The 24,781-nt window shown below is 66.0% G+C and carries 25 protein-coding genes; 20 read left to right on the forward strand and 5 right to left on the reverse strand.

Going from position 1 to position 24,781, the window contains the following annotated elements; genetic code table 11:
- Positions 1-155 precede the first annotated feature (155 nt).
- The 9 genes from XH92_RS18790 to XH92_RS18830 all read left to right on the forward strand — a co-directional run bounded on the left by XH92_RS18790 (position 156) and on the right by XH92_RS18830 (position 9,317).
- Positions 156-881: a TetR/AcrR family transcriptional regulator gene (locus XH92_RS18790; RefSeq protein WP_371818050.1), complete on the forward strand. Its 726-nt coding sequence runs from the start codon at positions 156-158 to the stop codon at positions 879-881.
- Positions 878-1,663, forward strand: coding sequence for an HlyD family secretion protein (locus tag XH92_RS18795; RefSeq protein WP_194460521.1), 786 nt, complete (start codon positions 878-880; stop codon positions 1,661-1,663). The genes XH92_RS18790 and XH92_RS18795 overlap by 4 nt, the downstream gene beginning before the upstream one ends.
- Positions 1,660-2,619, forward strand: coding sequence for an ABC transporter ATP-binding protein (locus XH92_RS18800; protein ID WP_194460522.1), 960 nt, complete (start codon positions 1,660-1,662; stop codon positions 2,617-2,619). Before XH92_RS18795 ends, XH92_RS18800 begins: the two co-directional genes overlap by 4 nt.
- A gap of 6 nt (positions 2,620-2,625) precedes the next feature.
- Positions 2,626-3,789, forward strand: coding sequence for an ABC transporter permease (locus XH92_RS18805; RefSeq protein ID WP_194460523.1), 1,164 nt, complete (start codon positions 2,626-2,628; stop codon positions 3,787-3,789).
- 118 nt (positions 3,790-3,907) lie between these two features.
- Entirely contained in the window at positions 3,908-5,224 is a 1,317-nt protein-coding gene (locus XH92_RS18810; protein ID WP_194460524.1) for an adenylate/guanylate cyclase domain-containing protein, read from the forward strand.
- Between the two features lie 71 nt (positions 5,225-5,295).
- Complete coding sequence (locus tag XH92_RS18815) at positions 5,296-6,024, forward strand: GntR family transcriptional regulator (RefSeq protein ID WP_194460525.1); 729 nt, start codon at positions 5,296-5,298, stop codon at positions 6,022-6,024.
- A gap of 45 nt (positions 6,025-6,069) precedes the next feature.
- On the forward strand, positions 6,070-7,314 hold the full coding sequence (locus XH92_RS18820) for an MFS transporter (protein ID WP_194460526.1): 1,245 nt from the start codon (positions 6,070-6,072) through the stop codon (positions 7,312-7,314).
- 15 nt (positions 7,315-7,329) lie between these two features.
- Positions 7,330-8,232, forward strand: coding sequence for an amidohydrolase (locus XH92_RS18825; protein ID WP_194460527.1), 903 nt, complete (start codon positions 7,330-7,332; stop codon positions 8,230-8,232).
- 170 nt (positions 8,233-8,402) lie between these two features.
- A complete protein-coding gene (locus XH92_RS18830) occupies positions 8,403-9,317 on the forward strand; it encodes a PhzF family phenazine biosynthesis protein (protein ID WP_194460528.1) in 915 nt (304 codons plus the stop codon).
- 2 nt (positions 9,318-9,319) lie between these two features.
- Here the strand turns inward: XH92_RS18830 and XH92_RS18835 are convergent, their stop codons facing one another.
- Together XH92_RS18835 and XH92_RS18840 are read right to left on the reverse strand one after the other, a co-directional pair.
- Positions 9,320-9,781 (reverse strand): DUF488 family protein, encoded by a 462-nt coding sequence (locus XH92_RS18835; protein ID WP_194460529.1) that lies wholly within the window; start codon positions 9,779-9,781, stop codon positions 9,320-9,322.
- Positions 9,782-9,791: 10 nt separating this feature from the next.
- Complete coding sequence (locus XH92_RS18840) at positions 9,792-10,631, reverse strand: DUF72 domain-containing protein (RefSeq protein WP_371818051.1); 840 nt, start codon at positions 10,629-10,631, stop codon at positions 9,792-9,794.
- 140 nt (positions 10,632-10,771) lie between these two features.
- On the opposite strand from XH92_RS18840, the gene XH92_RS18845 reads away from it, so the two are divergent.
- From XH92_RS18845 to XH92_RS18890, 10 genes are all read left to right on the forward strand, one after another.
- A complete protein-coding gene (locus XH92_RS18845) occupies positions 10,772-11,143 on the forward strand; it encodes a hypothetical protein (protein ID WP_194460531.1) in 372 nt (123 codons plus the stop codon).
- A 67-nt stretch (positions 11,144-11,210) separates the two neighbouring features.
- Entirely contained in the window at positions 11,211-11,411 is a 201-nt protein-coding gene (locus XH92_RS18850; protein WP_194460532.1) for a hypothetical protein, read from the forward strand.
- Between the two features lie 246 nt (positions 11,412-11,657).
- Entirely contained in the window at positions 11,658-12,791 is a 1,134-nt protein-coding gene (locus XH92_RS18855; protein ID WP_194460533.1) for a glycosyltransferase family 2 protein, read from the forward strand.
- 7 nt (positions 12,792-12,798) lie between these two features.
- A complete protein-coding gene (locus XH92_RS18860; RefSeq protein ID WP_194460534.1) occupies positions 12,799-14,301 on the forward strand; it encodes a glycosyltransferase family 39 protein in 1,503 nt (500 codons plus the stop codon).
- Positions 14,302-14,380: 79 nt separating this feature from the next.
- Positions 14,381-15,076, forward strand: a complete 696-nt coding sequence (locus XH92_RS18865) for a DUF899 family protein (RefSeq protein WP_194460535.1) — start codon at positions 14,381-14,383, stop codon at positions 15,074-15,076.
- A 329-nt stretch (positions 15,077-15,405) separates the two neighbouring features.
- Positions 15,406-16,647 (forward strand): tlde1 domain-containing protein, encoded by a 1,242-nt coding sequence (locus tag XH92_RS18870; RefSeq protein ID WP_371818052.1) that lies wholly within the window; start codon positions 15,406-15,408, stop codon positions 16,645-16,647.
- A 193-nt stretch (positions 16,648-16,840) separates the two neighbouring features.
- Positions 16,841-17,797 carry a GAF domain-containing protein gene (locus XH92_RS18875; RefSeq protein WP_194460536.1) on the forward strand — a complete coding sequence of 319 codons (957 nt, stop codon included), beginning with the start codon at positions 16,841-16,843 and terminating at the stop codon, positions 17,795-17,797.
- 421 nt (positions 17,798-18,218) lie between these two features.
- A complete protein-coding gene (adh, locus tag XH92_RS18880) occupies positions 18,219-19,736 on the forward strand; it encodes an aldehyde dehydrogenase (RefSeq protein WP_194460537.1) in 1,518 nt (505 codons plus the stop codon).
- Positions 19,737-19,798: 62 nt separating this feature from the next.
- The gene (locus XH92_RS18885) at positions 19,799-20,149 is read left to right on the forward strand and encodes a DUF779 domain-containing protein (protein ID WP_194460538.1); all 351 of its coding nucleotides are present in this window, start codon (positions 19,799-19,801) and stop codon (positions 20,147-20,149) included.
- A 108-nt stretch (positions 20,150-20,257) separates the two neighbouring features.
- Positions 20,258-21,754: an AMP nucleosidase gene (locus XH92_RS18890; protein WP_194460539.1), complete on the forward strand. Its 1,497-nt coding sequence runs from the start codon at positions 20,258-20,260 to the stop codon at positions 21,752-21,754.
- Between the two features lie 21 nt (positions 21,755-21,775).
- Here XH92_RS18890 and XH92_RS18895 read toward each other — a convergent pair whose 3' ends face one another.
- Together XH92_RS18895 and XH92_RS18900 are read right to left on the reverse strand one after the other, a co-directional pair.
- Complete coding sequence (locus XH92_RS18895; protein ID WP_194460540.1) at positions 21,776-22,405, reverse strand: glutathione binding-like protein; 630 nt, start codon at positions 22,403-22,405, stop codon at positions 21,776-21,778.
- A 10-nt stretch (positions 22,406-22,415) separates the two neighbouring features.
- The gene (locus tag XH92_RS18900; protein WP_194460541.1) at positions 22,416-23,009 is read right to left on the reverse strand and encodes a cysteine hydrolase family protein; all 594 of its coding nucleotides are present in this window, start codon (positions 23,007-23,009) and stop codon (positions 22,416-22,418) included.
- Positions 23,010-23,139: 130 nt separating this feature from the next.
- On the opposite strand from XH92_RS18900, the gene XH92_RS18905 reads away from it, so the two are divergent.
- Positions 23,140-23,979, forward strand: a complete 840-nt coding sequence (locus tag XH92_RS18905; RefSeq protein ID WP_194461326.1) for a LysR family transcriptional regulator — start codon at positions 23,140-23,142, stop codon at positions 23,977-23,979.
- A gap of 15 nt (positions 23,980-23,994) precedes the next feature.
- Here XH92_RS18905 and XH92_RS18910 read toward each other — a convergent pair whose 3' ends face one another.
- The gene (locus XH92_RS18910; protein ID WP_194460542.1) at positions 23,995-24,588 is read right to left on the reverse strand and encodes a TetR family transcriptional regulator; all 594 of its coding nucleotides are present in this window, start codon (positions 24,586-24,588) and stop codon (positions 23,995-23,997) included.
- Positions 24,589-24,781: the final 193 nt, after the last annotated feature.

Raw genomic sequence — 24,781 nt, forward strand, 5'->3', positions numbered from 1 at the left:
GGATCGCCCGCATGCGCGGGTGATGACACCGGACAATGACGGCTAGAGGTCGGGTTCCGGCACGTCCTGACGATCTGCCGGCCGATAGGAACACTTAACGTCACCAGACGTTTCCTTTGATTGACAATGACTGACCAGTCAGTCATAATATGACCATGACAAAACGCCCGCAAAAGACGACCCGCACCCAGCCCGCCAAACGCCGGACCACGATCCGGGCTGCGGCGGCGAAGGTCCCGAAGGTGGCCTCGGCACCACTGACGGAGGCGAAACCGCCCGCGAACCGCGCGGAGAAATCGGCGGAGCGGCGCGCGGCGATCATCAATGCGGCGATGGACGAGTTCATCGCGCGCGGCTTTGCCGCGACGCGGCTCGACGACGTCGCCAAACGGGCGGGCGTCGCCAAGGGCACGCTCTATCTCTATTTCAAGGACAAGGAATCGATGTTCGAGGAGCTGATCCGCACGGCACTGGTGCCGCTGATCAGCCGCATGACCGCGCTGCCGACCATCACCGGTCCGGTGCGCGATGCGGTAGAGGGCTTTGCCGAGACCTTCATGCGCGAGGTGGTGGCGACCCGGCGCGGCGACATCATCCGTTTGATCGTCTCCGAAGGGCCGCGCTTTCCGGCGATCGCCGATTTCTATTTTCGCGAGGTGGTGTCGAAGGGCCTGACCGGCATGAGAGCGCTGGTCCAGCTCGCGATCACGCGCGGCGAGATCAAGCAGCGGGAGCTCGGGGATTTCCCGCAGCTGGTCGTCGCGCCCGCGATCGTCGCGGTGATCTGGCAGAGCCTGTTTGCCCGGCACGCGCCGCTCGACGGGCTCGCGATGTTCAGGGTTCATCTCGATCTGATTTTCGGCGAACGGAGGAAGACATGACCGCGTCGCGCATGATGAAGCTGGTGACAGCCGTCGCGCTGGCCGCGGCGCTCGCCGGCTGCAAGGAGAAGCGCGATCCCGGCTTCCAGGGCTGGGTCGAAGCCGACATGATCTTCGTCAGCCCGGATGAATCCGGCCGCGTCATCAAGCTCAACGTGCGTGAGGGCGACGAGGTCAAGCCCGGCGATCAGCTCTATTCGGTCGACGACGATCTGCAGCGCGCCGATCTCAACCAGAACAACGCGACGCTCGCCAACGCGCAGCAGAGCTATGACCGCGCCGCCTCGCTGCGCGGCACCGGCGCCGGCACCCAGGCCAATCTGGATTCCGCCGTCTCGGCGCTGCGCGTCGCGGAGGCGCGCGTCAACACCTCGCAGACCCGGCTCGACCGCCGCAAGGGCTTCGCGCCGATCGCCGGCTCGATCCAGCAGATCTATTTCCGCGAGGGCGAGATGGTGCAGGCGCAGCGACCGGTGCTGTCGATCATGCCGCCCGGCAACATGAAGCTGCGCTTCTTCGTGCCGGAGACCGAGCTGCCGAAGCTCGCGCTTGGCGACGAGGTGCGGGTGTCCTGCGACAATTGTGCCGCCGACCTCACCGCCAAAATCTATTTCATCGCCACCACCGCGGAGTACACGCCGCCCGTCATCTACAGTCTCGATGAGCGCAACAAGCTGGTCTATCTGATCCAGGCGCGGCCGAGCCGGCCCGATGTGCTGCGCGTCGGCCAGCCGATCAGCATCTACCTCAATCCCAAGACGCCGATGGCGGAGCGCAGATGAACGGCGGCCCCACCAGCACGCAGCCTAATGCATCTTCGATCGCGATCGATGTGAAGGGCCTGACCAAATCGTTCAATGGGCGCGAGGTGGTCCACGACCTGTCGATGCAGGTCAAGCGCGGCTCGATCTACGGCTTCCTCGGCCCCAACGGCAGCGGCAAGACCACGACCATCCGCATTCTCTGCGGCCTGCTGACGCCGGACAGCGGCGAGGGCACCTGTCTCGGCTACGACATCCGGCGCGATGCCGACAAGATCAAGCGCAAGGTCGGCTACATGACGCAGCGCTTCAGCCTCTACCAGGACCTGTCGGTGCGCGAGAATCTGGAGTTCGTGGCGCGGCTCTATGGCATGCCTGATGCGCGCGGCGCCGCGGCCGAGATGATCGCGCGGATCGGGCTGAAGGGCCGCGAGGAGCAGCTCGCCGCCAATCTCTCCGGCGGCTGGAAGCAGCGGCTGGCGCTCGGCGCCTGCACGCTGCCCAATCCGCAATTGCTGCTGCTGGACGAGCCGACCGCCGGCGTCGATCCCAAGGCGCGGCGCGATTTCTGGAACGAGATCCACGCGCTTGCGGCCGAAGGGCTCACCGTGCTGGTCTCGACCCATTACATGGACGAGGCCGAGCGCTGTCATGAGATCGCCTATATCGCTTACGGCCACCTGCTGGCCCACGGCACGGTGGACGAGGTGATCGCGGCCTCCGCGCTGTCGACCTTCACGGTGACGGGCGAGGACTTCAACGGCCTGATGGCCGAGCTCACCGGTAAGCCCGGCATCGATATGGCGGCGCCGTTCGGCACCAGCCTGCATGTCTCCGGCCGCGACAAGGCGGCGCTGGAGGCGGCCATCGCGCCTTACCGCGACAATCCGAAGTGGCACTGGCAGCCGAGCGAACCGTCGCTCGAAGACGTCTTCATCGACCTGATGGGGCGCTCCAAGGACAACTTCCAGGGATAGTTTCCAATGAGTGCGACGGATGCGATCCAGAAAGGTGAAGAGAGGGAGCCGGCATTCGGCTTCTGGCGGCGCAGCTATGCGATGCTGGTCAAGGAATTCATCCAGCTTCGCCGCGACCGCGTCTCGTTCGCCATGATCATCATGCTGCCGGTGATGCAGCTCACGCTGTTCGGCTATGCCATCAACACCACGCCGCGCAACCTGCCGACCGCGGTGCTGACCCAGGAGGACAGCGATCTCGGCCGTTCGATCCTGAAGGCGATGGAGAACACCGCCTATTTCCATTTCGTCCGCGAGGTCCACACCGTCGAGGAATTCGACGAGCTGCTGCAATCCGGCAAGGTGCTGTTCGGCGTCGAGATCCCGCGCGGCTTCGAGCGCGCGGTGCGGCGCGGCGACCGGCCGGCGCTGCTGGTCGCGGCCGATGCCACCGATCCGGTGGCCTCGGGCACCGCGCTCGGCACGCTCGGGCCGCTGGTGCAGACTGCGCTGGCGCATGACCTGCACATCGGCGATCCCCCGGACATGCCGTTCGAGATCCGCGCCCATGCCCGCTACAACCCGGCCGCGGACTCGCGCCTCAACATCGTGCCCGGCCTGGTGGGGACCATCCTGACCATGACCATGCTGATCTTCACCGCGCTGTCGGTGACGCGCGAGATCGAGCGCGGCACCATGGAGAGCCTGCTCTCGATGCCGATCAAGCCGGTCGAGGTGATGTTTGGCAAGATCATCCCCTATGTGCTGGTCGGCTTCATCCAGGCCACGCTGATCATCGCGATCGGCATCGTGTTGTTCGGCGTACCGGTGCTCGGCAGCCTGACGCTCTTGGCGCTGCTCACCACGCTGTTCATCACCACCAATTTGTCGATCGGCTACACGTTCTCGACCATCGTGCAGAACCAGCTGCAGGCGATGCAGCTCTCGATGATGTTCTTCCTGCCGAGCATCCTTTTGTCCGGCTTCATGTTTCCGTTCGCGGGCATGCCGGTCTGGGCGCAATATATCGGCGAGGGGCTGCCGCTGACCCATTTCGTCCGCATCGTCCGCGCCATCATGCTGAAGGGGGCCGCGATGCCGAACCTGCAATACGACACCATCGCGCTGGTCGCCCTGATGCTGTTCGCCATGACGATCGCCGTGACGCGCTTCCGCCGCACGCTCGATTGAGGCTATGATGGATCCCATCAGTGATGGTCATTCCGGGGCGGTGCGCAGCACCGAACCCGGAATCTCGAGATTCCGGGTCTGGTCCTTCGGACCATCCCGGAATGACGTGGTGGAGGGCATGGCCGAGGTCTTGGGGACGAGAAGCGAGGCGGCGCAAGGCACGACCGTCTCCGCAGATTTCCACCACGCCCTGATGCGCGAGGTGATGACCACCGAGCTGCTGCGCATCAAGGTTCTGATCGGCACCGCCATCGTGCTGGGGGCGATCAGCCTGCTGGTGTATCTGTTCGCACCCGAGGCGGTCAGCCGGGTCTGGCACGGCAACCTCAGCCCGGTCTACATTTTCTACGTCACCGGTCCGCTGATCCTGTTCGAGATCTGGGTCCACGGGGCGATCAGCTGGTACATGCGCAAGGGCCGCGACCTGCCGGTGATCCGGCGCTATATCGGCGTGCTGGTCGAGACGTCGCTGCCCACCATCGTGCTCGCGCTGCATATCGACAGCATGGGCCGCCAGGAAGCGCTCGGCTTCGTGGCCCCGCTGATCTATTTCGTCTTCATCATTCTTTCGACGCTGCGGCTCGATTTCTGGCTCTCGACCTTCACCGGCATCGTCGCCGCGACCGAGCTGTTCTACATGGCGGTGTTCTTCCACGCGCCTGATGGCGTCGCGCCCGATCAGGGCATCTATTATCACGCCGCGCGCAGCACGATCATCCTGATCTGCGGCGTGCTGGCCGGCGCGGTCGGCCTGCAGTTGCGGCGGCAGTTCGCCGCCAGCATCGCCGCCGCCACCGCGCGCGACCGCATCACTAATCTGTTCGGCCAGCATGTTTCGCCGCAGGTGGTCGAACGCCTGATGACGGAGGGCGCCTCGACCGGCAGCGACATCCGCCGCGTCGCCGTGATGTTCGTCGATTTCCGCAGCTTCACGGCGGGCGCGCGCTCGCGTTCGCCGCAGGAGGTGGTGGACAGACTCGACGGCGCCTTCGCGGTGCTGGTCGAGATCCTCGATCGCCACGGCGGCATCGTGAACAAGTTTCTGGGCGACGGCTTTCTCGCGCTGTTCGGCGCGCCATTCGAGACGGGCGACGCCGCGCATCAGGCGGTCGCAGCCGCGCGCGAGATGCTGGCCGCCAACGAGCGCACCAACGCAGCGTCGAGCTGGCCGCTGCGGATCGGCATCGGCATCCATATCGGCGAGGTCGTCGCCGGCAATATCGGCTCGCCCCGGCGCAAGGAATACACCGTGATCGGCGACACCGTGAACTTCGCCGCCCGGCTCGAGGCGCTCAACAAGGAGCTCGGCTCGCAATTTTTGATCTCGTCTGCCGTGCGCGATGCGCTCGGCGACGAATGCAGCGACGCCGTCTCGCGCGGCGAGATCCCGGTGCGGGGTTACGAACACCCGGTGCCGGTCTGGCAATTGGGGTAGGGCATAGCAACCCGGCTTGAGGTATCAAGGTAGCGATTGACGCGGCGTCATATACTCATATAGATGACTATATGAATTCAGCCCTCGACGACCGCCTGCCGCGCTACCAGCGTCTCCGCGACGACCTTGCGGCGCGCATCAATCGCAACGAATGGCGCCCGGGGGACCTGATCCCCTCCGAGGCCGAGCTCGGCGCGTATTACGGCGTCGCGATCGGCACCGTGCGCAAGGCGATCGATCAGCTGGTCAGCGACGGCGTGCTGGAGCGCCAGCAGGGCCGCGGCACCTTCGTGCGCCGCGCGCGGTTCAATTCCTCGCTGTTCCGCTTCTTCCGCTTCCAGTCCGAAAGCGGCGAGCGCCGCGTGCCGCAAAGCCGCATCCTGCGCCGCAAGGCGATGCCCGCGACCACGGCTGTCGCGTCGGCGCTGCGCATTGGCGTCGGCGAGCCCGTCATCAGCCTGTCGCGCCTGCGGCTGATCGACGACGCGCCGCTGCTCGCCGAGGAGATCTGGCTGCAGCGATCGCGCTTCGAGGCGCTGCTCGCGCTCGACACAGCCGAGTTCGGTGACTTGCTGTATCCGCTCTATGAGGATCGTTGCGGCCAGGTCGTGGTCTCCGCCGATGAAATCCTCACCGTCGAGATCGCGACCGAGATGCAATCGCACCTGCTGCGATTGGAGGCGAGCGCGCCGCTGATCGTGATCGAGCGCCTGGCCTTTGACCTGGAGCGGCGGCCGATCGAATGGCGCCGCTCGCGCGGGCCGGCGGATCGCTTCCGCTACCACGCCGAGATCAGGTAGCGCGGCGAACAAATAAAACAACACAAGATATTTCAGGGAGGAATGATGGCAAACTGGTACAGCGAATGCTCGCCGCTCGAGCGGCGCACCTTCTGGGCAAGTTTTGGCGGCTGGGGGCTCGACGCGCTCGACGTGCAGATGTTCAGCCTCGCGATCCCGGCGCTGATCACGGCGTTCGGGATCAGCAAGGCCGATGCCGGGCTGCTCGGCTCGGTTACGCTGTTCTTCGGCGCGTTCGGCGGCTGGCTCGGCGGCGCGCTCGGTGATCGCTTCGGGCGGGTGAAAGCGCTGCAGATCACGGTGGCGACCTTTGCGCTCGCGACCTTCGCCTGCGCCTTCGCGACAAGCTATCCCCAGCTTCTGGTCCTGAAGGCGATCCAGGGTGTCGGCTTCGGCGCCGAATGGGCCTGCGGCGCGGTGCTGATGGCCGAGATCATCCGCGCCGAGCATCGCGGCAAGGCGCTCGGCGCCGTGCAGAGCGCCTGGGCGGTCGGCTGGGGCGCGGCGGTGCTGCTCTCGGCCCTGGTCTTCACCTATGCGCCGGCCGACATCGCCTGGCGCGTCCTGTTCGCGGTCGGCCTGATCCCGGCGCTGCTGATCCTCTACATCCGCCGCGGATTGAAAGAGCCGCTGCGCGCCGCACCGCGCGCGGCCGAGCCGCCGTTCTTCGCGACGCTTGCCGGAATCTTTCACCGCGACGTGCTGCGCTCGACCCTGATCGGCGGGCTGTTCGGCATCGGCGCCCATGGCGGCTATGCGGCGCTGACGACATTCCTGCCCACTTACTTGCGCGAGGTGCGGCATCTCTCGGTGCTCGGCTCCAGCGCCTATCTCGCCGTGATCATCGTCGCCTTCTTCTGCGGCTGCGTGGTCTCCGGGATCATCAGCGACCGGATCGGGCGCCGTGCCAACGTGACGTTGTTCGCCGCCGCCTGCGTCGTGACGGTGCTGGTCTATATCTTCGCGCCGCTCAGCAATTCGCAGATGCTGGTACTCGGCTTCCCGCTCGGCTTCTTCTCGGCGGGCATTCCCGCCAGCATGGCCGCGCTGTTCAGCGAGCTCTATCCGGCCGGCGTGCGCGGCACCGGTGTCGGCTTCTGCTACAATTTCGGCCGCATCGTCTCGGCGGCGTTTCCCTTCCTGGTCGGCTACCTCAGCGATCACATCGGCCTTGGTGCCGCGATCGGGATCGACGCGGCGTTCGCCTATTCGCTGGTGCTGGTCGCGGTGCTGATGCTGCCGGAAACCCGCGGCAAGGTTTTCGAGCAGGCCGCCGCCACGCGCGCGTGATGATGAGGAATGATCATGACATCGGACGAACATGGGTTGACGCGGCGCCGGTTTGCCGCGGGGGTGGTTGCCGCGCTGTCGGCAGGCGGATTGGCGCGCAAGGTGAGGGCTGAGGTGCCGAAGCAACTCGCGATCGATACCCACGCCCACGTCTTCCATCGCGGGCTCAAGCTGGCGCCCGGCCGGCGCTACGCGCCCGACTACGACGCGCCGCTCGCGCTCTATCTGCAGCAGCTCGACCAGAACGGCATCACTAACGGCGTCCTGGTGCAGCCGAGCTTCCTCGGCACCGACAATTCCTATCTGGTCGAATGCCTGAAGGCGACGGGCGGCCGCCTGCGCGGCATCGCGGTGGTCGACGTAGGCGTTGGCGCGGACGAGCTTCGCGCGCTCGATCGCGCAGGGGTGGCGGGCATCCGTCTCAACCTGGTCGGCCAGAAGCTGCCCGATCTGACGTCGGGCGAGTGGACGGCGCTGCTGGCGCAGATCAGGGCGCTCGACTGGCAGGTCGAGATCCAGCGCAATGCCGGCGATCTCGCGACGCTCGCACCTCAGCTGCTCGACCAGGGCGTGAAGGTCGTGCTCGATCACTTCGCCTTGCCCGATCCAAAGCTCGGTATCGACGATGGCGGATTCCAGTCGGTGCTCAAGCTCGGCGCGACGCGCAATGTCTGGGTCAAGATCTCCGCACCCTATCGCAATGGTGCGGCCGGCGAGGCGTTCGCGAAGCAGGCCTATCCGTTGCTGCGCAACGCGTTCGGCGTCGACCGTCTGCTATGGGGCAGCGACTGGCCGCACACCCAGTTCGAGGCGACGCAGAGCTACGCGAAGAATCGCAAATTCCTCGACGAGCTCGTCACCGACGCCGATGAGCGCGCGCGCGTGCTCGCATCGCCGCGCGAGCTGTTTCGCTTCTAGGAGCATGATCCGGAAAAGTGCGAAGTGGTTTTCCCTCGCGACAAACGCGGAACGCGTTTGCGCGGAGATCATGCTCAACAAGGACGTGATTGTACCGAGTGCTCTGAAGGGCGTCGTTGCTGCTGTGCTACGATGACGCCATCGGAATGACCGGCACAAGGATACGCACAATGCAGCGGCGCTATATCACTGTCGATGTTTTCACCGACCGCGCCTTCGGCGGTAACCCGCTCGGCGTGGTGCTCGACGCCGAAGGGCTGTCGACCGCACAGATGCAGGCGATCGCGACCGAGTTCAACTATTCCGAGACGACCTTTGTGCTGGCGCCGCAGGACAAGGCCAACGACGCCCAGGTGCGCATCTTCACGGTGCGCTCGGAAATTCCGTTCGCCGGCCATCCCAATGTCGGCACCGCTTTCGTGCTGGCGAGCCGGGCGGCGAAGACGCCGGAGCAACTGAGGTTCGAGGAGAAGGCGGGCCTCGTGCCGGTCGCGATCCTGTCCGAAGGCGGCAGGGTGGTGGGCGCTGAGCTGACCGCGCCGCAGCCATTGCAACGGACCACCGAGGTGAGCGCGGCCGCTGCGGCCGCGTGCCTGTCGCTGTCGGCGGCTGACGTGAAGACCGATCGGCATGTGCCGCAGGTCGTCTCGGTCGGCCTGCCGTTCCTGGTGGTGGAGATCGCTTCCCGCGAGGCGGTCAGGCGCGCCCGGCCCGATGCCGCGGCGTTCGCGAAGGTGCTGGCCGAGATTGGCCGTGACGTCGTCTATTTCTACACCCGCGACGTGCCGGCGAGCGAGCAGCCGCTCGACCTGCAGGCGCGCATGTTCCATCCCGGCGCGAGCGGCCTGTCCGAGGACCCCGCGACCGGCAGCGCGACCGCGGCCTGCGCGGCGCTGCTCGCCGACATCGATCCCGCGCGCGACGGCGAATTGCGGTTACGGATCGGGCAGGGCGTCGACATGGGCCGGCCGAGCCTGCTGCTGACGCGGGTGCGCAAGCAGGGCGGCGCGATCACCTCGGTGCATGTCGGCGGCGGCTGCGTGCAGATGATGGAGGGCACGCTCAACGTGCCGGGGCAGGGCTGACGCTAGAGCTGCGGCGCGGCCAAATTCTCGATCCTGACGCCGTCGCGCTCCTCGATGATCTCGGCGATCCAGCGGCGGTGACAGTGCTCGTGGTCGCGCTCGTAGCAGAGGATGCAGACCGGCCCGGACTTCTTCACCAGCGCCGACAGCTCGTCGAGCTCTTCCTTGGCCTGCACCGTTTTCAGGTGCGCCGAGTAGATCTTGTGCAGCAGCGCATATTGCCCGCTGCGAGCTGCCTCCCGCCCGCTCTTCGGCGTGCCGAGGCCGCGGAGGTGGACGTAGCCGATGCCGCGCTCGTCGAGGCCTGCGGCGAGCTGGCTCTTGGAGAAGCCGGGGCGGCGCGAGGAGGCGACCGCCCGCACGTCGACCAGCAGCTTGACGCCGGCGTGCTGGAGCTCGTCGAGCACGGCCTTGGACGGCGTCTGCTCGTAGCCGATGGTGAACAGCCTTTTTGCCTTCGCCATCGGCTCTGCCTCACTTCACCCGTTCGATCAATTCCATCGCGCCCGCGGGCGCGCGGATCTTGCCCTCGTGGATCACGTAGGCGAACACGTCGCGCGGCGCCTTCTTCGGCGCTGATTTGTCGACCTTCGGCAGATCGTCCGGCTCGCTGCCGCCGGCCCAGTCCTGAAATCGCTTGGCCCAGGCGTCGAGCTGCTTCGGCGGGTAGCAGGTCTTCAGTTCGTCATTGCCCTTCTGCAACCGGGCATAGACGAAGTCGCTCGCGACGTCGGCGATCGCCGGATACTTGCCGTGCTCGGCGAACACCACCGGCACCTGGTGCTCGCGAATGAGGGCGATGAACTCGGGCACGCAAAAGCTGTCGTGACGCACCTCGACGACATGGCGCAGCGCGCGGCCGTCGAGCTTGCGCGGCAACAGCTCGAGGAACTTGCCGAAATCGGCGCCGTCGAACTTCTTGGTCGGCGCGAACTGCCAGAGCACCGGCCCGAGCCGGTCCTTCAGCTCCAGCACGCCCGAATCATAGAACCGCTTCACCGAATCGCCGGCTTCGGCGAGCACGCGGCGGTTGGTGGCGAAGCGCGGACCCTTCAGCGAGAAGATGAATCCATCAGGCACTTCGCTCGCCCATTTGCGAAAGCTCTCCGGCTTCTGCGATCCGTAATAGGTGCCGTTGATCTCGATCGAGGTCAGCTTCGAGGCGGCGTAGGACAGCTCCTTCGCCTGCGTGAGCTTCTCCGGATAGAACACCCCGCGCCACGGCTCGAAGGTCCAGCCGCCGACGCCGATATAGATGTTGCCTGCGTCTGTCTTGGTATCTGTCTTGGTCGCCTTGGTGGGAGCTTTGGCCACGACTGCACTCATCGTGAGGAGGGGAACGGGGATCGAGAGTAGTCAAAATAATCGTGATTGGCCAGTTTGCCAGATTGCCGCGCGGGTGCTTATCGTCGTTGTCGCTCTTCGCTACGATGCGCCAAAATGGAGAACAACACATGCGCATGCTGGTTGCGGCCGCCCTCCTGATCACATCCTCCGCTGCCATATCGTCCGCTGCGATGGCCGACGAGGTCGACGATGCGCACAAGCTCGCGATCACCGGCCGCGACGCCTACTGGAATTGTCTCGCCCGCGAATATCCTCGCGACAGCAACAAGACGATGTCCGATCAGGAGTTCGGCTCGCTGATCGCCAACGTCTGTCCCTCGGAGCGGCAGAACTTCCGGGTGTCGCTGATCGACTTCCTGTCGCTGCAGTTTCCCAAGCAGGATGCCGACGCGAATCTGACCACGGCCAACCGCGCGATCGAGCTGGCGCAGAAGGACATCGTGACCGCCTTTGTCAGGCGCAAGGCCGCGGCGAAATAGGTTCCCGAATCCTGTTGCGGCCGGCCGATTTTTGATATCAATCCGCGCAGGCGAGGGGATGATCGGCATGAGGTCACAATCGACGGCAGGCTTCTTGGGCGCATTGGTCGCGGCCATCGTGCTGGCGGCAGCGTTCATCTACGGGCCGTCGCCGACCCAGCTCCGCAACCCGACCCGGCCCGCAGCCGTGCAGCCGCAGGCGGCTCCCGCCGCCGAGGCGGCCCCGGCGCCACGCGGCCCGGTGATCCGGGAAGTCCCGAACAACTAGCGCCATCTGCCCCTTGCGGATCGCATGGGGGCTTCCTATCTGGCTCATAACGGCGGCGTTGAGCTCTAAGGGCTCCGGCGCTGGGACGACCACGGCAATGTCGGCTGCGCCGGATGTACGCGCGCCCCTTGTTCGTGGTCGTTGGCATTTTCAGGGGCATTTTGCCCCGTTTTCCCGCTTCCCGAGACCGCGATTGGGCCGGCCCGCCTTGGCAGCGGGGGAGGCTGCGGCTATACGCTGGCGCTCATGAAAGACGCCATCAAGCCAGCCCCCGAAACCGTGCCGCAGGCAGCAAGCCTGCCGCAGCTTTCAGTGGTCGTCCCGACCTTCAATGAACGCGACAACGTCACGGTGCTGTACCGCCGGCTCGACGCGATCCTGAAGGACGTGTCCTGGGAGGTCATCTTCGTCGACGACAATTCGCCCGACGGAACCTGGGACGTGGTCCGCGCCCTGGCGCGGAAGGATTCCCGCGTGCGCTGCATCCGCCGGGTCGGCCGGCGCGGCCTGTCCGGCGCCTGCATCGAGGGCATCCTGGCCTCGAGCGCGCCCTATGCCGCGGTGATGGACGCCGACCTCCAGCATGACGAGAGCCAGCTCCCGAAGATGGTCGCGCTGCTGCAGAGCGGCGAGGCCGAGCTCGTGGTCGGCAGCCGATATATCGAGGGCTACAAGGCCGACGGCTTCAACAAGCAGCGCGCCGGCGCCAGCGCCTTTGCCACCGAGATCGCGCGCCGCGCGCTGAAGGTCGAGATCGCCGACCCCATGAGCGGCTTCTTCATGATCCGCCGCGACCGTTTCGAAGAGCTTGCGCCACAGCTCTCGACCCAGGGCTTCAAGATCCTGCTCGACGTCGTGGCGACGGCGGAAGGCAAGCTGCGCGCGGTCGAAATTCCCTACACGTTCGGTGCCCGCCAGCATGGCGAGAGCAAGCTCGACTCGATGGTCGCGCTCGACTTCCTCGGCCTCGTGCTCGCGAAGCTGACCAACGATCTGATCTCGCTGCGCTTCATCCTGTTCGCAGGGGTCGGCGGGCTTGGCCTGCTGGTGCATCTCAGCGTGCTGTTCATCGCGCTGGAGCTGTTCAAGGCGCCGTTCCCGGAGGCCCAGGCGGCCGGCGCGATCGTCGCCATGACCAGCAACTTCATCCTCAACAATTTCCTGACCTACCGCGACCAGCGGCTGAAGGGCTTTGGCATCCTGCGCGGCCTGCTGCTGTTCTATCTGGTCTGCAGCGTCGGCCTGCTCGCCAATGTCGGCGTCGCGTTCTCGGTCTACGACCAGGAGCCGATCTGGTGGCTTGCGGGCGCGGCCGGCGCGCTGATGGGCGTGGTGTGGAACTACGCGATGTCCGGGCTGTTCGTCTGGCGCAAGCGATGACTGTGGCATGAACGCGAACGAGGCGCGGCTGGCCCGGAACACCGCGCTTGCGGTGTGCGCGCTGGTCGTGTTGCGGCTGGCCGCCGCCGCATGGACGCCGCTGACCTTCGACGAAGCCTATTACTGGATGTGGTCGAAGGCGCTCGCCGGCGGCTATTACGACCATCCGCCGATGGTCGCGGTCGTGATCCGGCTCGGCACCATGATCGCGGGCGATACCGCGTTCGGCGTGCGGCTGGTGTCGATCCTGCTCGCGCTGCCGATGAGCTGGGCGATCTACCGGGCGGCCGAGATCCTGTTCGGTGGCCAGCGCATCGCCGCGAGTGCTGCGATCCTGCTCAACGTCACGCTGATGGCCGCGGTCGGCACGCTGATCGTGACACCGGATGCGCCGCTGCTGGTCGCTGCGAGCTTCCTGCTGTATTCGCTCGCAAAGGTGCTGGAGAGCGGCCGCGGAGGGTGGTGGCTTGCGGTCGGCGCCAGCGCCGGCCTGGCGCTGCTGTCGAAATACACCGCGCTGTTCTTTGGTCCCGCGATCCTGATCTGGCTTGCTGCCGTGCCGAAGTTGCGGCGCTGGTATCTCTCGCCCTGGCTCTATCTCGGCGGCCTCGTTGCCGCTGGCCTGTTTGCGCCGGTCGTCCTTTGGAATGCCGATCACCAATGGGTGTCGTTCATCAAGCAGATGGGCCGCGCCCGGATCGAGGACTTCCGGCCGAATTACATCGCCGAGCTGATCCCGACGCAGTTTGCGTTCGCAACGCCCTTGGTCTTCATCCTCGGCGTGATGGGCCTTTATGCGCTCTACCGCCGCCGCGCCGGCGCGATGCCTGCGCGCGTGCTGGTCAACACGATGTTCTGGACCATCGTGGTCTACTTCACCTGGCACGCGCTGCATGCGCGGGTCGAGGCCAACTGGTTTGCGCCGGTCTATCCGGCCTTTGCGGTGGCGGCCGCGGTCGCGGCGATCCAGGTGCAGTGGGCGCCGCGCGAGCAGCGCACGATCGATTTCTGCCGCCGCTGGGCCGTGCCCACCGGCGTCGTGCTGTTCGCGCTGCTGATCGTGCAGGCCAACACCGGCTTGCTCTCGGGCTACCGCCGCGACGCCACCGTGCGCAGCGTCGGCGTCGGCTGGCAGGAACTCGCGAGCGAGATCGAGGCGGCGCGCGCGCGGACCGGCGCGACCTGCGTGCTGGCACCGGACTACGGCACCACCGGCTGGCTGGCCTTCTATCTGCCCAAAGGCACCTGCGTCGCCCAGCAGGGCCAGCGCATCCGCTGGGTCAACATGCCAGAGCCGAGCCCGGCGCAGCTGTCCGGCAAGCTGTTGTATGTGCATGAGGTCGAGCAGCCGATGCCGGCCTCGCTGCGCGACGATTTCGCTCGCGTCGAAACGGTGGTCGAGGCCAAACGCATGCGCGGGCCGCTGGTGATCGAGACCTATGCGCTCGATCTGCTCGATGGTGCCAAGGGCGAGGTCCTTGACCGGTCGCCGCCGCCGGAACTGGAGTAAAATCGTCGCCGTTGACTGTCGGATCGTCCGGCTCCGGCGCGTCTTCAAGGGAGCCCGTCAACCACGCGAGGTTCCAACCATGACCAGTTCCGTCCTCAAGCCCGCCGCCGAGCTCGCCAGCACCAACACCAGGCGCTTTCCCAATGAGAGCGCCGAGTATCGCAGGGCGCGCCAGGCGCTGCTCGTCGAGGAGATCGAGCTGCGCCGGCACATCGCGCGCGTCGCCGAGCTGCGCCGCGCCTTGCCGCCGGGCGGCGAGGTGACCAGGGCCTATGAGTTCATTGGCGAGTCCGGCACAGCCTCGCTCGCCGATCTCTTCGGCAACAAGCAGACGCTCATCGTCTACAGCTACATGTTCGGGCCGCAGCGCGAGAAGCCGTGCCCGATGTGCACATCGTTCATGGGCACCTGGGAGGAGAAGCTTCCGGATATCGAGCAACGTGTGGCGTTCGTGTTCGTGGCGCGCTCGCCGATCGCGCGGCTGATCGAGGCGAAGAAGGCGCGCGGCTGGACCCGCCACAAGGTCTATTCGGATGCGTCGGGCGATTACACGCGCGACTATGTCAGCAAGGATGACAGCGACGTGCCCGGCTACAATGTCTTCACGCGCCACCACGATGCGATCCGGCATTTCTGGGCCGGCGAGATGGGCGCCGGCACGATGGACCCCGGCCAGGACCCGCGCGGCGCGCCGGACATGGATCCGCTCTGGACCTTGCTCGACACCACGCGCGAGGGGCGCGGCACCGACTGGTATCCGAAGCTCGGCTATTGAGAGATGGATTTTGCCCGATCCCCGCGCGATTACGGGGCCATCGGCAAGGAAATTCTCCCTAGGATTTATCTCGGCATGCGACGGCTGAGCCGCGTGCCGGAATGTCCCATCATGGGACAGAAAAGCCGCTTTGGCGGTCCAATGTCATCTTAAAAAAGCCCTACGCCACAGGCACTTCCCGCGTTGCAGGGGATCGCATCCGGTTAAGTCGCATTTAACTAAAAGTCGCCTTAATGGCCGTCTGTGCCCCCTGCGCGATGGTGTGCCGAAACGTCGTTCGGCAGATCCAGTGTGGGGACAAAGGTGGACCTGTTTTGAGCGCCGGGCGTATGGGTACGAGTGCGAGTGCGTATGTTCTTGGGGCGCCGAGCCGCAAGAAATCTTCCCGAAAAATCCTTCCGCAGCATTTCTTTGGCAGCGCGGCCGTCGCGGCGCTGGTGCTTGGCTGCGCCTGGACCGTCTACGCCAACATCTTCGCGGCGAGCGTCTATCCGTCGGTCGGCAATGCGTCGTTCGATGCGCCGGTGGTGAAGCGGCCCGTCGCGGTTGCCGCGCGCCCCGCACCCGCCTTCAACGAGGTGTTTGCGTCCTTGACGCCCGCGCCGGCGGCGCCCGCCAAGACGGAGATCGCGAAGTCGGAAGCCCCGGCACCGTCACTTATGTTTAACGATCGGTTTGCGGCCGCCTCGCCCGAGGGCGTCGCGCCCAGCGTCGTGGCCGACGCCGCACCGCAGATCGACCCGATCAAGCAGGCCGCCGCACCCAAGGTCTCCGCAGCGGCGAGGGCGGTGGCCACCGCAGAGCTCGCCGAGACATCGAAGCCGTTGCCGGCGCCGAAATCGGTCGAGACCGCCAAGAAGCAAGCCGCCGCCAATCTGAAGGTGGCGCTCAACGATCCCGCTGCCGATGTGCAGCCAAAGGCGGCCGAAGCGAAGGCGACGGAGCCGAAGCCGGCCGAGGTCAAGCAGGCTGCGAAATCCAGCGGCGTTCGCGACATGGCAGCGCGCGCGAAGGCTGCGGTGATGTCGATCGCATCGAGCGAGCGGCAGACTATGGTCGAGAAGCTGTGGGGCAAGCGCGAGTCGGGTGGCGGGCTGCTGTCCTTTGCCTCGGCCGACGCCAATGTCACCGGCAGCATCCCCTCGACGCTGGACCAGAATCCGATGCTCGGCGGCTCGCCGCCCTATGACCGCCAGACCGCGGTGTACGACATCTCGGCCAAGACCGTGTATCTGCCGGACGGCACGCGGCTCGAGGCGCATTCCGGCCTCGGCTCCCGGCTCGACGATCCCAGGTCCTCGCATCTGAAGATGGTCGGTGTGACGCCGCCGCACATCTACGAGCTCAAGCCGCGCGAGGCACTGTTCCACGGCGTGCCGGCGCTGCGGCTCAATCCGATCGGCGGCGAGGGCAAGATCTTCAACCGCGATGGTCTGCTCGCGCACACCTTCATGCTCGGTCCGAACGGCGACTCCAACGGTTGCGTCTCGTTCAAGGACTATTACGCATTCCTCGATGCCTACCGTAACAAGGGCATCCGCCGCCTCGCGGTTTTGGCGAGGATTCAGTAAGCGCCGTCCTCCCTGGGGGCGCTGCCCCAAGGCATGAGCTGGGCGATCAGCCCCGGTTCCTGTCCGAAGGTCGGTGTGCCGTTCCCTTGAAAGGCCGCCGGCAGCGCTATATCCTGCGAAATACAAGGGTGCCAGGGCCAGCAGCGCCGCGCTTCCGAGGGTCACAGAACCCCGGGGAGCAGGGGAGGGAAGCATGAACCGGTCTCCGGGCGTCATGCACACGGACAAGGTTCTCGACGTGCTGGCCGGAGGCGGGGCGCCATCCGACCTGTCGGCATCGTGGCGGCGGTCCGGCCATCTGCATGCGCTCGATCCTGCGAGCCGCCTGCCGTCCTACCGTCTCGGCCAGGCTGAAATCGTGGCCGCTCAGCAGCGCCTCGGCGAATTCCTGAAGGTCGCTCAGAGCACGCTCGACCGGCTGTTCCTTGCGGTGGGCGGGGTCGGCTGTTCGGTGCTGCTGGCGGACCGCGACGGTGTCGTCGTCGACCGGCGCGGCGCGGGCGCCGATGACGCGACCTTCAACGCCTGGGGGCTGTGGACCGGTGCGGTCTGGAGCGAGAAATACGAGGGGACCAACGGCATCGGCACCTGCATCGTCGAGAAGCGCCCGCTGTCGATCGACCGCGAGCAGCATTTCTTCACCCGCAATTCCGCACTGTTTTGCACCACCGCGCCGATCTTCGACGAGCATGGCGAGCTTGCCGCGGCACTCGATGTCTCCTCCTGCCGGGCAGACCTGACCGATGGATTTTCCCGGCTGATCGCGACGACGGTGACGGACGCCGCGCGTGCGATCGAGGCCGAGAATTTTCGCCGGGCGTTTCCCGATGCGCGGATTCTGCTGATGCCGAGAAGCGAACGCGCAGTCAACTCGCTGCTGGCGGTCGATCGCGACGACCTCGTGATCGGTGCAACGCGCGCCGCGCGCCGCGCCCTCGGCCTCAACGCGGCGTCGCTGGCGCGGCCGTTGCCGGCGGCCGATCTGATCGGCGAGACGCGCGACGATGGCGGCTTGGCTGCCGCGGAACGCGCAGCGTTGCAGCGCGCGCTGGCGCGCGCCGGCGGCAACGTGTCGAAGGCCGCCAAGGACCTCGACATGTCGCGCGCGACACTGCACCGCAAGCTCAAGCAGCTCGGCCTGCACCGCTAACGCGAGATGGGTTTTGGTTGAATCAGCTTGCTGCGGCTTCGGTTCACCTCTCCCCACCGGGGAGAGGTCGGATTGCGCATGGCGATGCGAAGCATCGTCCAGTACAATCCGGGTGAGGGCTCTTGCTCTCTCGATAGACCGTAACCCCTCACCCGATTTGCTGCGCAAATCGACCTCTCCCAAGGGAGAGGTCAGTCCCGACGCCGTTCCAGCTCAACCTAATCCCGTCACGCTAAGGCATACCCGCGCCTCATCATTTGCGTCCGGAGCGCTGACGCGTCTGTGCCAATTTGCGGCGCACTCTGTCTCAGATTTGCGACAGTCCCCCGTGGCCGTTGGGGCGGGCCCCTGTTCTGTCCGCCTGATTTGACCGAGCGTCCCGGCCAACGCCGTGTGCATCGGCGTGCCAACGGAGGAACACATGAACAAGCTTGACATGCAGTCCGTGCTCAAGGCGCCGTTCGCCAAGCGCTACGGCAATTTCATCGGCGGCGAATGGCGCGAGCCCCGCTCCGGAAAGTATTTTGAGAACGTTTCGCCGGTGACCGGCCTTCCGATCTGCGAGATCCCGCGCTCCGACGCGTCGGATGTCGAGGCCGCGCTCGATGCCGCGCATGCGGCGAAGGATGCCTGGGGCAAGACCAGCGTGGCCGAGCGCGCGCTGATCCTCAACAGGATCGCAGACCGCATGGAGGCCAATCTCGAGAAGCTCGCCACCGCCGAGACGTGGGACAACGGCAAGCCGATCCGCGAGACGATGGCCGCCGACATGCCGCTGGCGATCGATCACTTCCGTTACTTCGCGAGCGCAATCCGCGGACAGGAAGGCTCGATCTCCGAGATCGACCATGACACCGTCGCCTACCACTTCCACGAGCCGCTCGGCGTCGTCGGCCAGATCATTCCCTGGAATTTCCCGATCCTGATGGCGACCTGGAAGCTCGCGCCCGCGCTCGCCGCCGGTAATTGCGTGGTGATCAAGCCGGCCGAGCAGACCCCGGCCTCGATCCTGGTCTGGCTCGAGCTGATCGGCGATCTCCTGCCCAAGGGCGTGGTGAACGTCGTCAACGGCTTCGGCCTCGAGGCCGGCAAGCCGCTCGCCTCGTCGAACCGGATCGCCAAGATCGCCTTCACCGGCGAGACCACTACCGGCCGGCTGATCATGCAATACGCCTCGCAGAACCTGATCCCGGTGACGCTCGAGCTCGGCGGCAAGTCGCCCAACATCTTCTTCATGGATGTCTGCGCCGAGGATGACGACTTCTTCGACAAGGCGGTCGAAGGCTTCGTGATGTTCGCGCTCAACCAGGGCGAGGTTTGCACCTGTCCGAGTCGCGCGCTGATCCAGGAATCGATCTATGACCGCTTCATGGAGCGTGCGCTGAAGCGCGTCGAGGCGATCACCCAGGGCAGCCCGCTCGATCCGACCACGATGATCGGCGCGCAGGCGTCCTCCGAGCAACTCGAGAAGATCCTGTCCTACATCGACATCGGCAAGAAGGAAGGCGCCGAGGTGCTGACCGGCGGCGAGCGCAACAATCTCGGCGGCGGGCTCTCGGGTGGCTACTATGTCAAGCCGACCGTGTTCAAGGGCCACAACAAGATGCGCATCTTCCAGGAGGAGATCTTCGGCCCCGTGGTGTCCGTGACCACCTTCAAGAACGACGAGGACGCGCTTTCGATCGCCAACGACACGCTCTACGGCCTCGGTGCCGGCATCTGGAGCCGCGACGTCAATCGCTGCTACCGGTTCGGCCGGGCCATCCAGGCCGGCCGGGTCTGGACCAATTGCTACCACGCCTATCCCGCGCATGCGGCGTTCGGCGGCTACAAGCAGTCCGGCGTCGGCCGCGAGAACCACAAGATGATGCTCGACCATTACCAGCAGACCAAGAACATGCTGGTGAGCTACAGCCCGAAGAAGCTCGGCTTCTTCTAGATCGTGTCCACGCGACAGGCTTCGGCGGGACGTCCGCCGGAGCCTCCATCACGGAGGCCGAGATGGCTGACAAGGTGACCGCGACGCCGGCTGCGCTGGAGCTGATCGCCGAGATTATCGCCGATCACGGGCCGGTGCTGTTTCACCAGTCCGGCGGCTGCTGCGACGGTTCGTCGCCGATGTGCTATCCGCAGGGCGAATTCCTGATCGGCGACCACGACGTCAAGCTCGGCGAGATCGGCGGCGCGCCGTTCTACATCAGCGGCTCGCAATACGACGTCTGGAAGCACACCGATCTGATCATCGACGTCGTTCCCGGCCGTGGCGGCATGTTCTCGCTCGACAACGGGCGCGAACGCCGGTTCCTGACACGGTCCGAGATCTGCGCGTTGCCGCCGCGCGAGACCGAGTAGGGCGGCTTGGCGCGACCGGCGCCGATCTGGAACTGGAGGCCATTGTCGCTATACTGCGCTGATCCAGGGCGAGTCCCAACTCGGCAACGGATCCGGTGCAAAGCGAACATGTCCCCGACGTCCCCCATCGAAACCCCTCCGCCGATCACGACCGAAGCATTCGTCGATGCCGCGGCTGCCGTCGCCCGTCTCGAGGAGATCTACGAGCGCAACACCGGTTTCCTGCGCAACCGCTTCGAGGCCTATGTCAACGGGGTGCCGTTCACGACGCGGGTGCGGGCGCATTACCCGTTCGTCCGCATCACGACCTCGTCGCATGCCCGACTGGATTCCCGTCTCGCCTATGGTTTCGTCGCGGGGCCCGGCATCCACGAGACCAGCATCACGCGGCCGGATATCTTCCGGACCTATCTCACCGAGCAGATCGGGCTCCTGATCAAGAACCACGGCGTGGCGGTCGAGATCGGCGAATCGAACGAGCCGATTCCGATCCATTTCGCCTACCGGCGCGATATCAACATCGAGGCCGCGCTGACCATCGCCGACAGCTCGGCGTTCACGCGGTCGCTGCGCGACATATTCGATACGCCCGACCTTGCGGCAATGGACGATGCGATTGCCGACGGCACGTTCGAACTCACGCCGGGGACGCCCGAGCCGCTGGCGTTGTTCCGTGCCGCGCGGGTCGATTACTCGCTGCGCAGGCTCTATCACTACACCGGCACCGATCCCGAGCATTTCCAGAATTTCGTGATCTTCACCAACTACCAGTTCTATGTCGACGCCTTCGTGCAATCGAGCCTGCAGCGTCTTGCTTCGGGCGAGCAAGGCCTCGAAGCATTCGTCGCGCCCGGCAATGTCATCACGCGCAACGCGCTGGCCGGTGGCGGCACCATCGGGGCCGCATCGGAGCGCGTGCCGCAGATGCCGGCGTTCCATCTCGTCGAGCCCGGCTATCGCGGCATCACCCTGATCAATATCGGGATCGGTCCGTCCAACGCGCGCAACATCACCGATCACGTCGCGGTGCTGCGGCCGCATGCCTGGCTGATGATCGGGCATTGCGCGGGCCTGCGCAACACGCAGCGGCTCGGCGACTATGTGCTGGCCCACGGCTATGTCCGCGAGGACCACGTGCTCGACCACGAGCTGCCGCTGTGGGTGCCGATCCCGGCGCTTGCCGAGATGCAGGTCGCGCTCGAGGAGGCGGTCGGCGAGGTGACCGGGCTCACCGGCTTCGAGCTCAAGCGCTTGATGCGCACCGGCACGGTGGCGAGCGTCGACAACCGCAATTGGGAGATCAGCGGGCCGCAGGTGATCCGGCGGATGTCGCAGTCGCGCGCCGTCGCGCTCGACATGGAATCGGCTGCGATCGCCGCCAACGGCTATCGCTTCCGCGTGCCCTACGGCACGCTGCTGTGCGTCTCGGACAAGCCGCTGCATGGCGAGATCAAGCTGGCGGGCATGGCGAGCGAATTCTATCGCCAGCGCGTCGGCCAGCACCTCCAGATCGGGCTGAAGGCGCTGGAGCGGCTCAAGCAGCAGGAATCCGAGCGGCTGCATTCGCGCAAGCTGCGCAGCTTTGCCGAGGTCGCGTTCCAGTAATGCGGCGCCACTGCGCGGCGATCACGCCGCGACGCTCTTCCATAATTGCATCTCGGTGTCGATGGCGGCCTTGACCTGCGGCCGCGCCTGGATGCGTCCGAGATAGGCGGCCAGTGGCGGCCATTGCGCCACGTCGACGCCGGCGGCGCGCAGCAGCAGCAGAGCCCAGGCGAGATGCGCGTCCGCTACCGTGAAGCGGTTACCGACCAGAAATTCGCGGTCGGCAAGATGCGCTGATGGCACCGACAAGGTCTGTCCGATCCTGGCCCGCGGCTTGGCGAGCGATGCATCGTCCTTGTACCAGAAGGTCGGAAACAGGAAGCCCTTGTGGATCTCGGTGCCGATGAAGCTCAGCCATTCCTGCAGGCGGTAGCGGTCCGGGTGGCCGGGCGGCGGCGCGAGGCCGAGCTCGGGCTTGAGGTCCGCGATATATTGCAGTACCGCCGCGCTCTCCGTCAGGTGCTCGCCGTTCTCGAGCACCAGCACGGGCACCGCGCCCTTCGGCGCGACGGCGTGGAAGTCGCCGTCGTCTTCCAGCACCTTCTTGGTCCAGAGATGGACCATGTGATAGCGCGCGTCGATGCCGGCTTCCATCAGCGCGATCCGGCTGGCGAGCGAGCAGGCCATCGGCGAGAAATAGAGCTGGAGCATATCGGTGATCTCAGGCGAGGGCGTTGCCGCGGGCGATGATCGCGAAGCGGTCGGACAGCTCGGCGAGCGCGACGTCGTGGATGAGTTTTGCGGCAATGGTGCCCCCGACACCATCGGGCAGGTCGCGGGTGGCGCAGCTGTCGGCATCGATGGTGGTGCGGAAGCCGAGATCGAGCGCGGCGCGGGCGGTCGAGCTCACGCACATATGCGTCATGAAGCCGGCCAGCACCAGCTCCTTGCGGCCGGTCGCGGCAAGCTGCGCGTTGAGGTCGGTGCCGGCGAAGGCGTTCGGCAATTGCTTCTCGATCACGATCTCGCCGGGCCGCGGCTTGAGCGGCGCGACGATCACGCCGCGCTCCGCGCTGCGATCGAACAGGCTTCCCGGCGCTCCCTTGTGCGCGATGTGGATGATCTTGGCGCCGCTCTCCCGCGCGCGGCCGAGCAATGCGGTGGCGCGCGCGATCGCGGGGCCGGCGTCGGGCAGCGCAAGGGGACCTGCGAGATATTCGTTCTGGATATCGATCAGCACCAGGCAGCTGTCGCCGAGGCGGGGCGGGGTGAGGTCGATGCCGGCAAGCTGCATCAGTGTTTTGGCTGCGGTCATGGTCCTGAGAACTCCTGGGGATGCGTCTTCGTGAAAATATAGCCGCGGACCGGCCTGCCGTTATGCAGGGATATTGCAGCCGGTGGCTGCGTTATTGCAGGCAGGCCCGATGCGATGTAGCCTCAAGGCCATGAACTGGGATGACCTTCGCATCATCGCCGCCGTCAGGGACGAGGGCACCTATGCCGGCGCCAGCGCGCGGCTGCGCATCGACGAAACCACCGTCGGCCGCAGGCTGGCGCGGATCGAGCGTGCGCTCGGCCTGCGGCTATTCGAGGCCGCCGACGGCGTCCGCAAGCCGACCGGGCAATGCGACGTGGTGCTCGCGCACGTCCAGGCGATGGCGGCGCATGCCGAGGAGATCGGCCGGATCGGCGAAAGCCTGCCCGGCCCGGTCGGGCGGCTGCGGATCGCCTCCACCAATGCGATCGCGGAGGAAGTGCTGGCGCCGCGCACCAGCGAATTGCTGCGCGCCAATCCCGGCCTCACGCTGCAATTCCTGACGTCGAGCGACAACGTCAAGTTCTCGCGCTGGGAGGCCGATCTCGCGATCCGCCTGCGCAAGCCCGACAAGGGCGACTTTGCGATCTCCAAGCTCGCCGAGGTCAGGCTGTATTTCTTCGAGCCGGCCGCGATGACGGCGGGAGAGGCGGTGACGTGCGCCTATCCCGACGAGCTCGGCGGGATTCCGGAAATGCAGTTCTTGCGCGCGAAGCGGCTTCGCGCCCGCTGCGTCACCGACAATGTCCGGATCATCCACAAACTCATTCAGTCGCATCAGGCGGTCGGCGTGCTGCCGGAGCATAGTTGTGTGGACCTGATGACCGATCGCCGTCTGCGCGCCACGCTGCTGCCGAAGCGGCGCGACGTCTGGCTGCTGGTGCAGAGCCATCTCAAGCGCGATGCGGCGACGCGCGTCACCATCGACTGGCTGCGCGCCTGCTTCCAGGACGTCGCGCGCGGCGGGTGACGGTGGGGACGGGAATCAAATCGCGGCCTTCAGATTGGCGAAGGCCTCCTGGACGTATTTGGTGAGCTGGCGCCTGCCGCCCTGCTCGAGCCAGGCGTCGACCGCGATGCGCAGTGCACCGCTCGCGGCCATCGCGACGAGACGGAGGCGGTCGCGGCGGTCCTTGCCCGGCCATAATTCGCACAGCGTCTCGTAGACGACCTGCTCCCGGTGCAGGTCGTTGCGGTGCCGGCGGGAGCTCAGCACTTCGCTGTCGCGGATCAGGCGCGAGATCGCAACGGTCCGCGAGGTCTGGAAGCGGGCGGAGATGTCCAGCAGGGCGTCACGGACGACGTCGATCGGCGCGCCGGCGGCGGCATGGTCGCGGATCGATGCCTTCAGCGCATCGTCATAGCCGGCGATATGAGCGAGCAGGATGTCGTCCTTGCTCTTGAAATAGTAGAAGAAGGTCCGGCGCGAGATGCCGGCCGCCGCCGCGATCTCATCCAGCGTCGTCGCATCGAAGCCGTTGGCCAGAAACAGCTCCATGCCGACATCGGTGATGCGTTGCAGCGTCTCCCGACGATTTCGCTCGCGCAGTCCTTCGGATTTCGTCAATGTGTCGGGCATCGGCCGCTTTTCTCATGAACAGGCAATCAGGGCAAAAGCACTTCACGGCGTCGGGTTCGCGCGGCCGTCGGCGTCAACGCGGATGGCGGCGCGGATGGGCATGCGTCTTCCGGTCGCAGACCGCGGTCACGCCATAAAACCGCCCAACACGATAATTACACCGAGTGTAATATTTACACTTAGTGTAAGTCAG

Origin of the sequence: Bradyrhizobium sp. CCBAU 53421 (assembly GCF_015291625.1) — a bacterium.
Classification (GTDB): domain Bacteria; phylum Pseudomonadota; class Alphaproteobacteria; order Rhizobiales; family Xanthobacteraceae; genus Bradyrhizobium.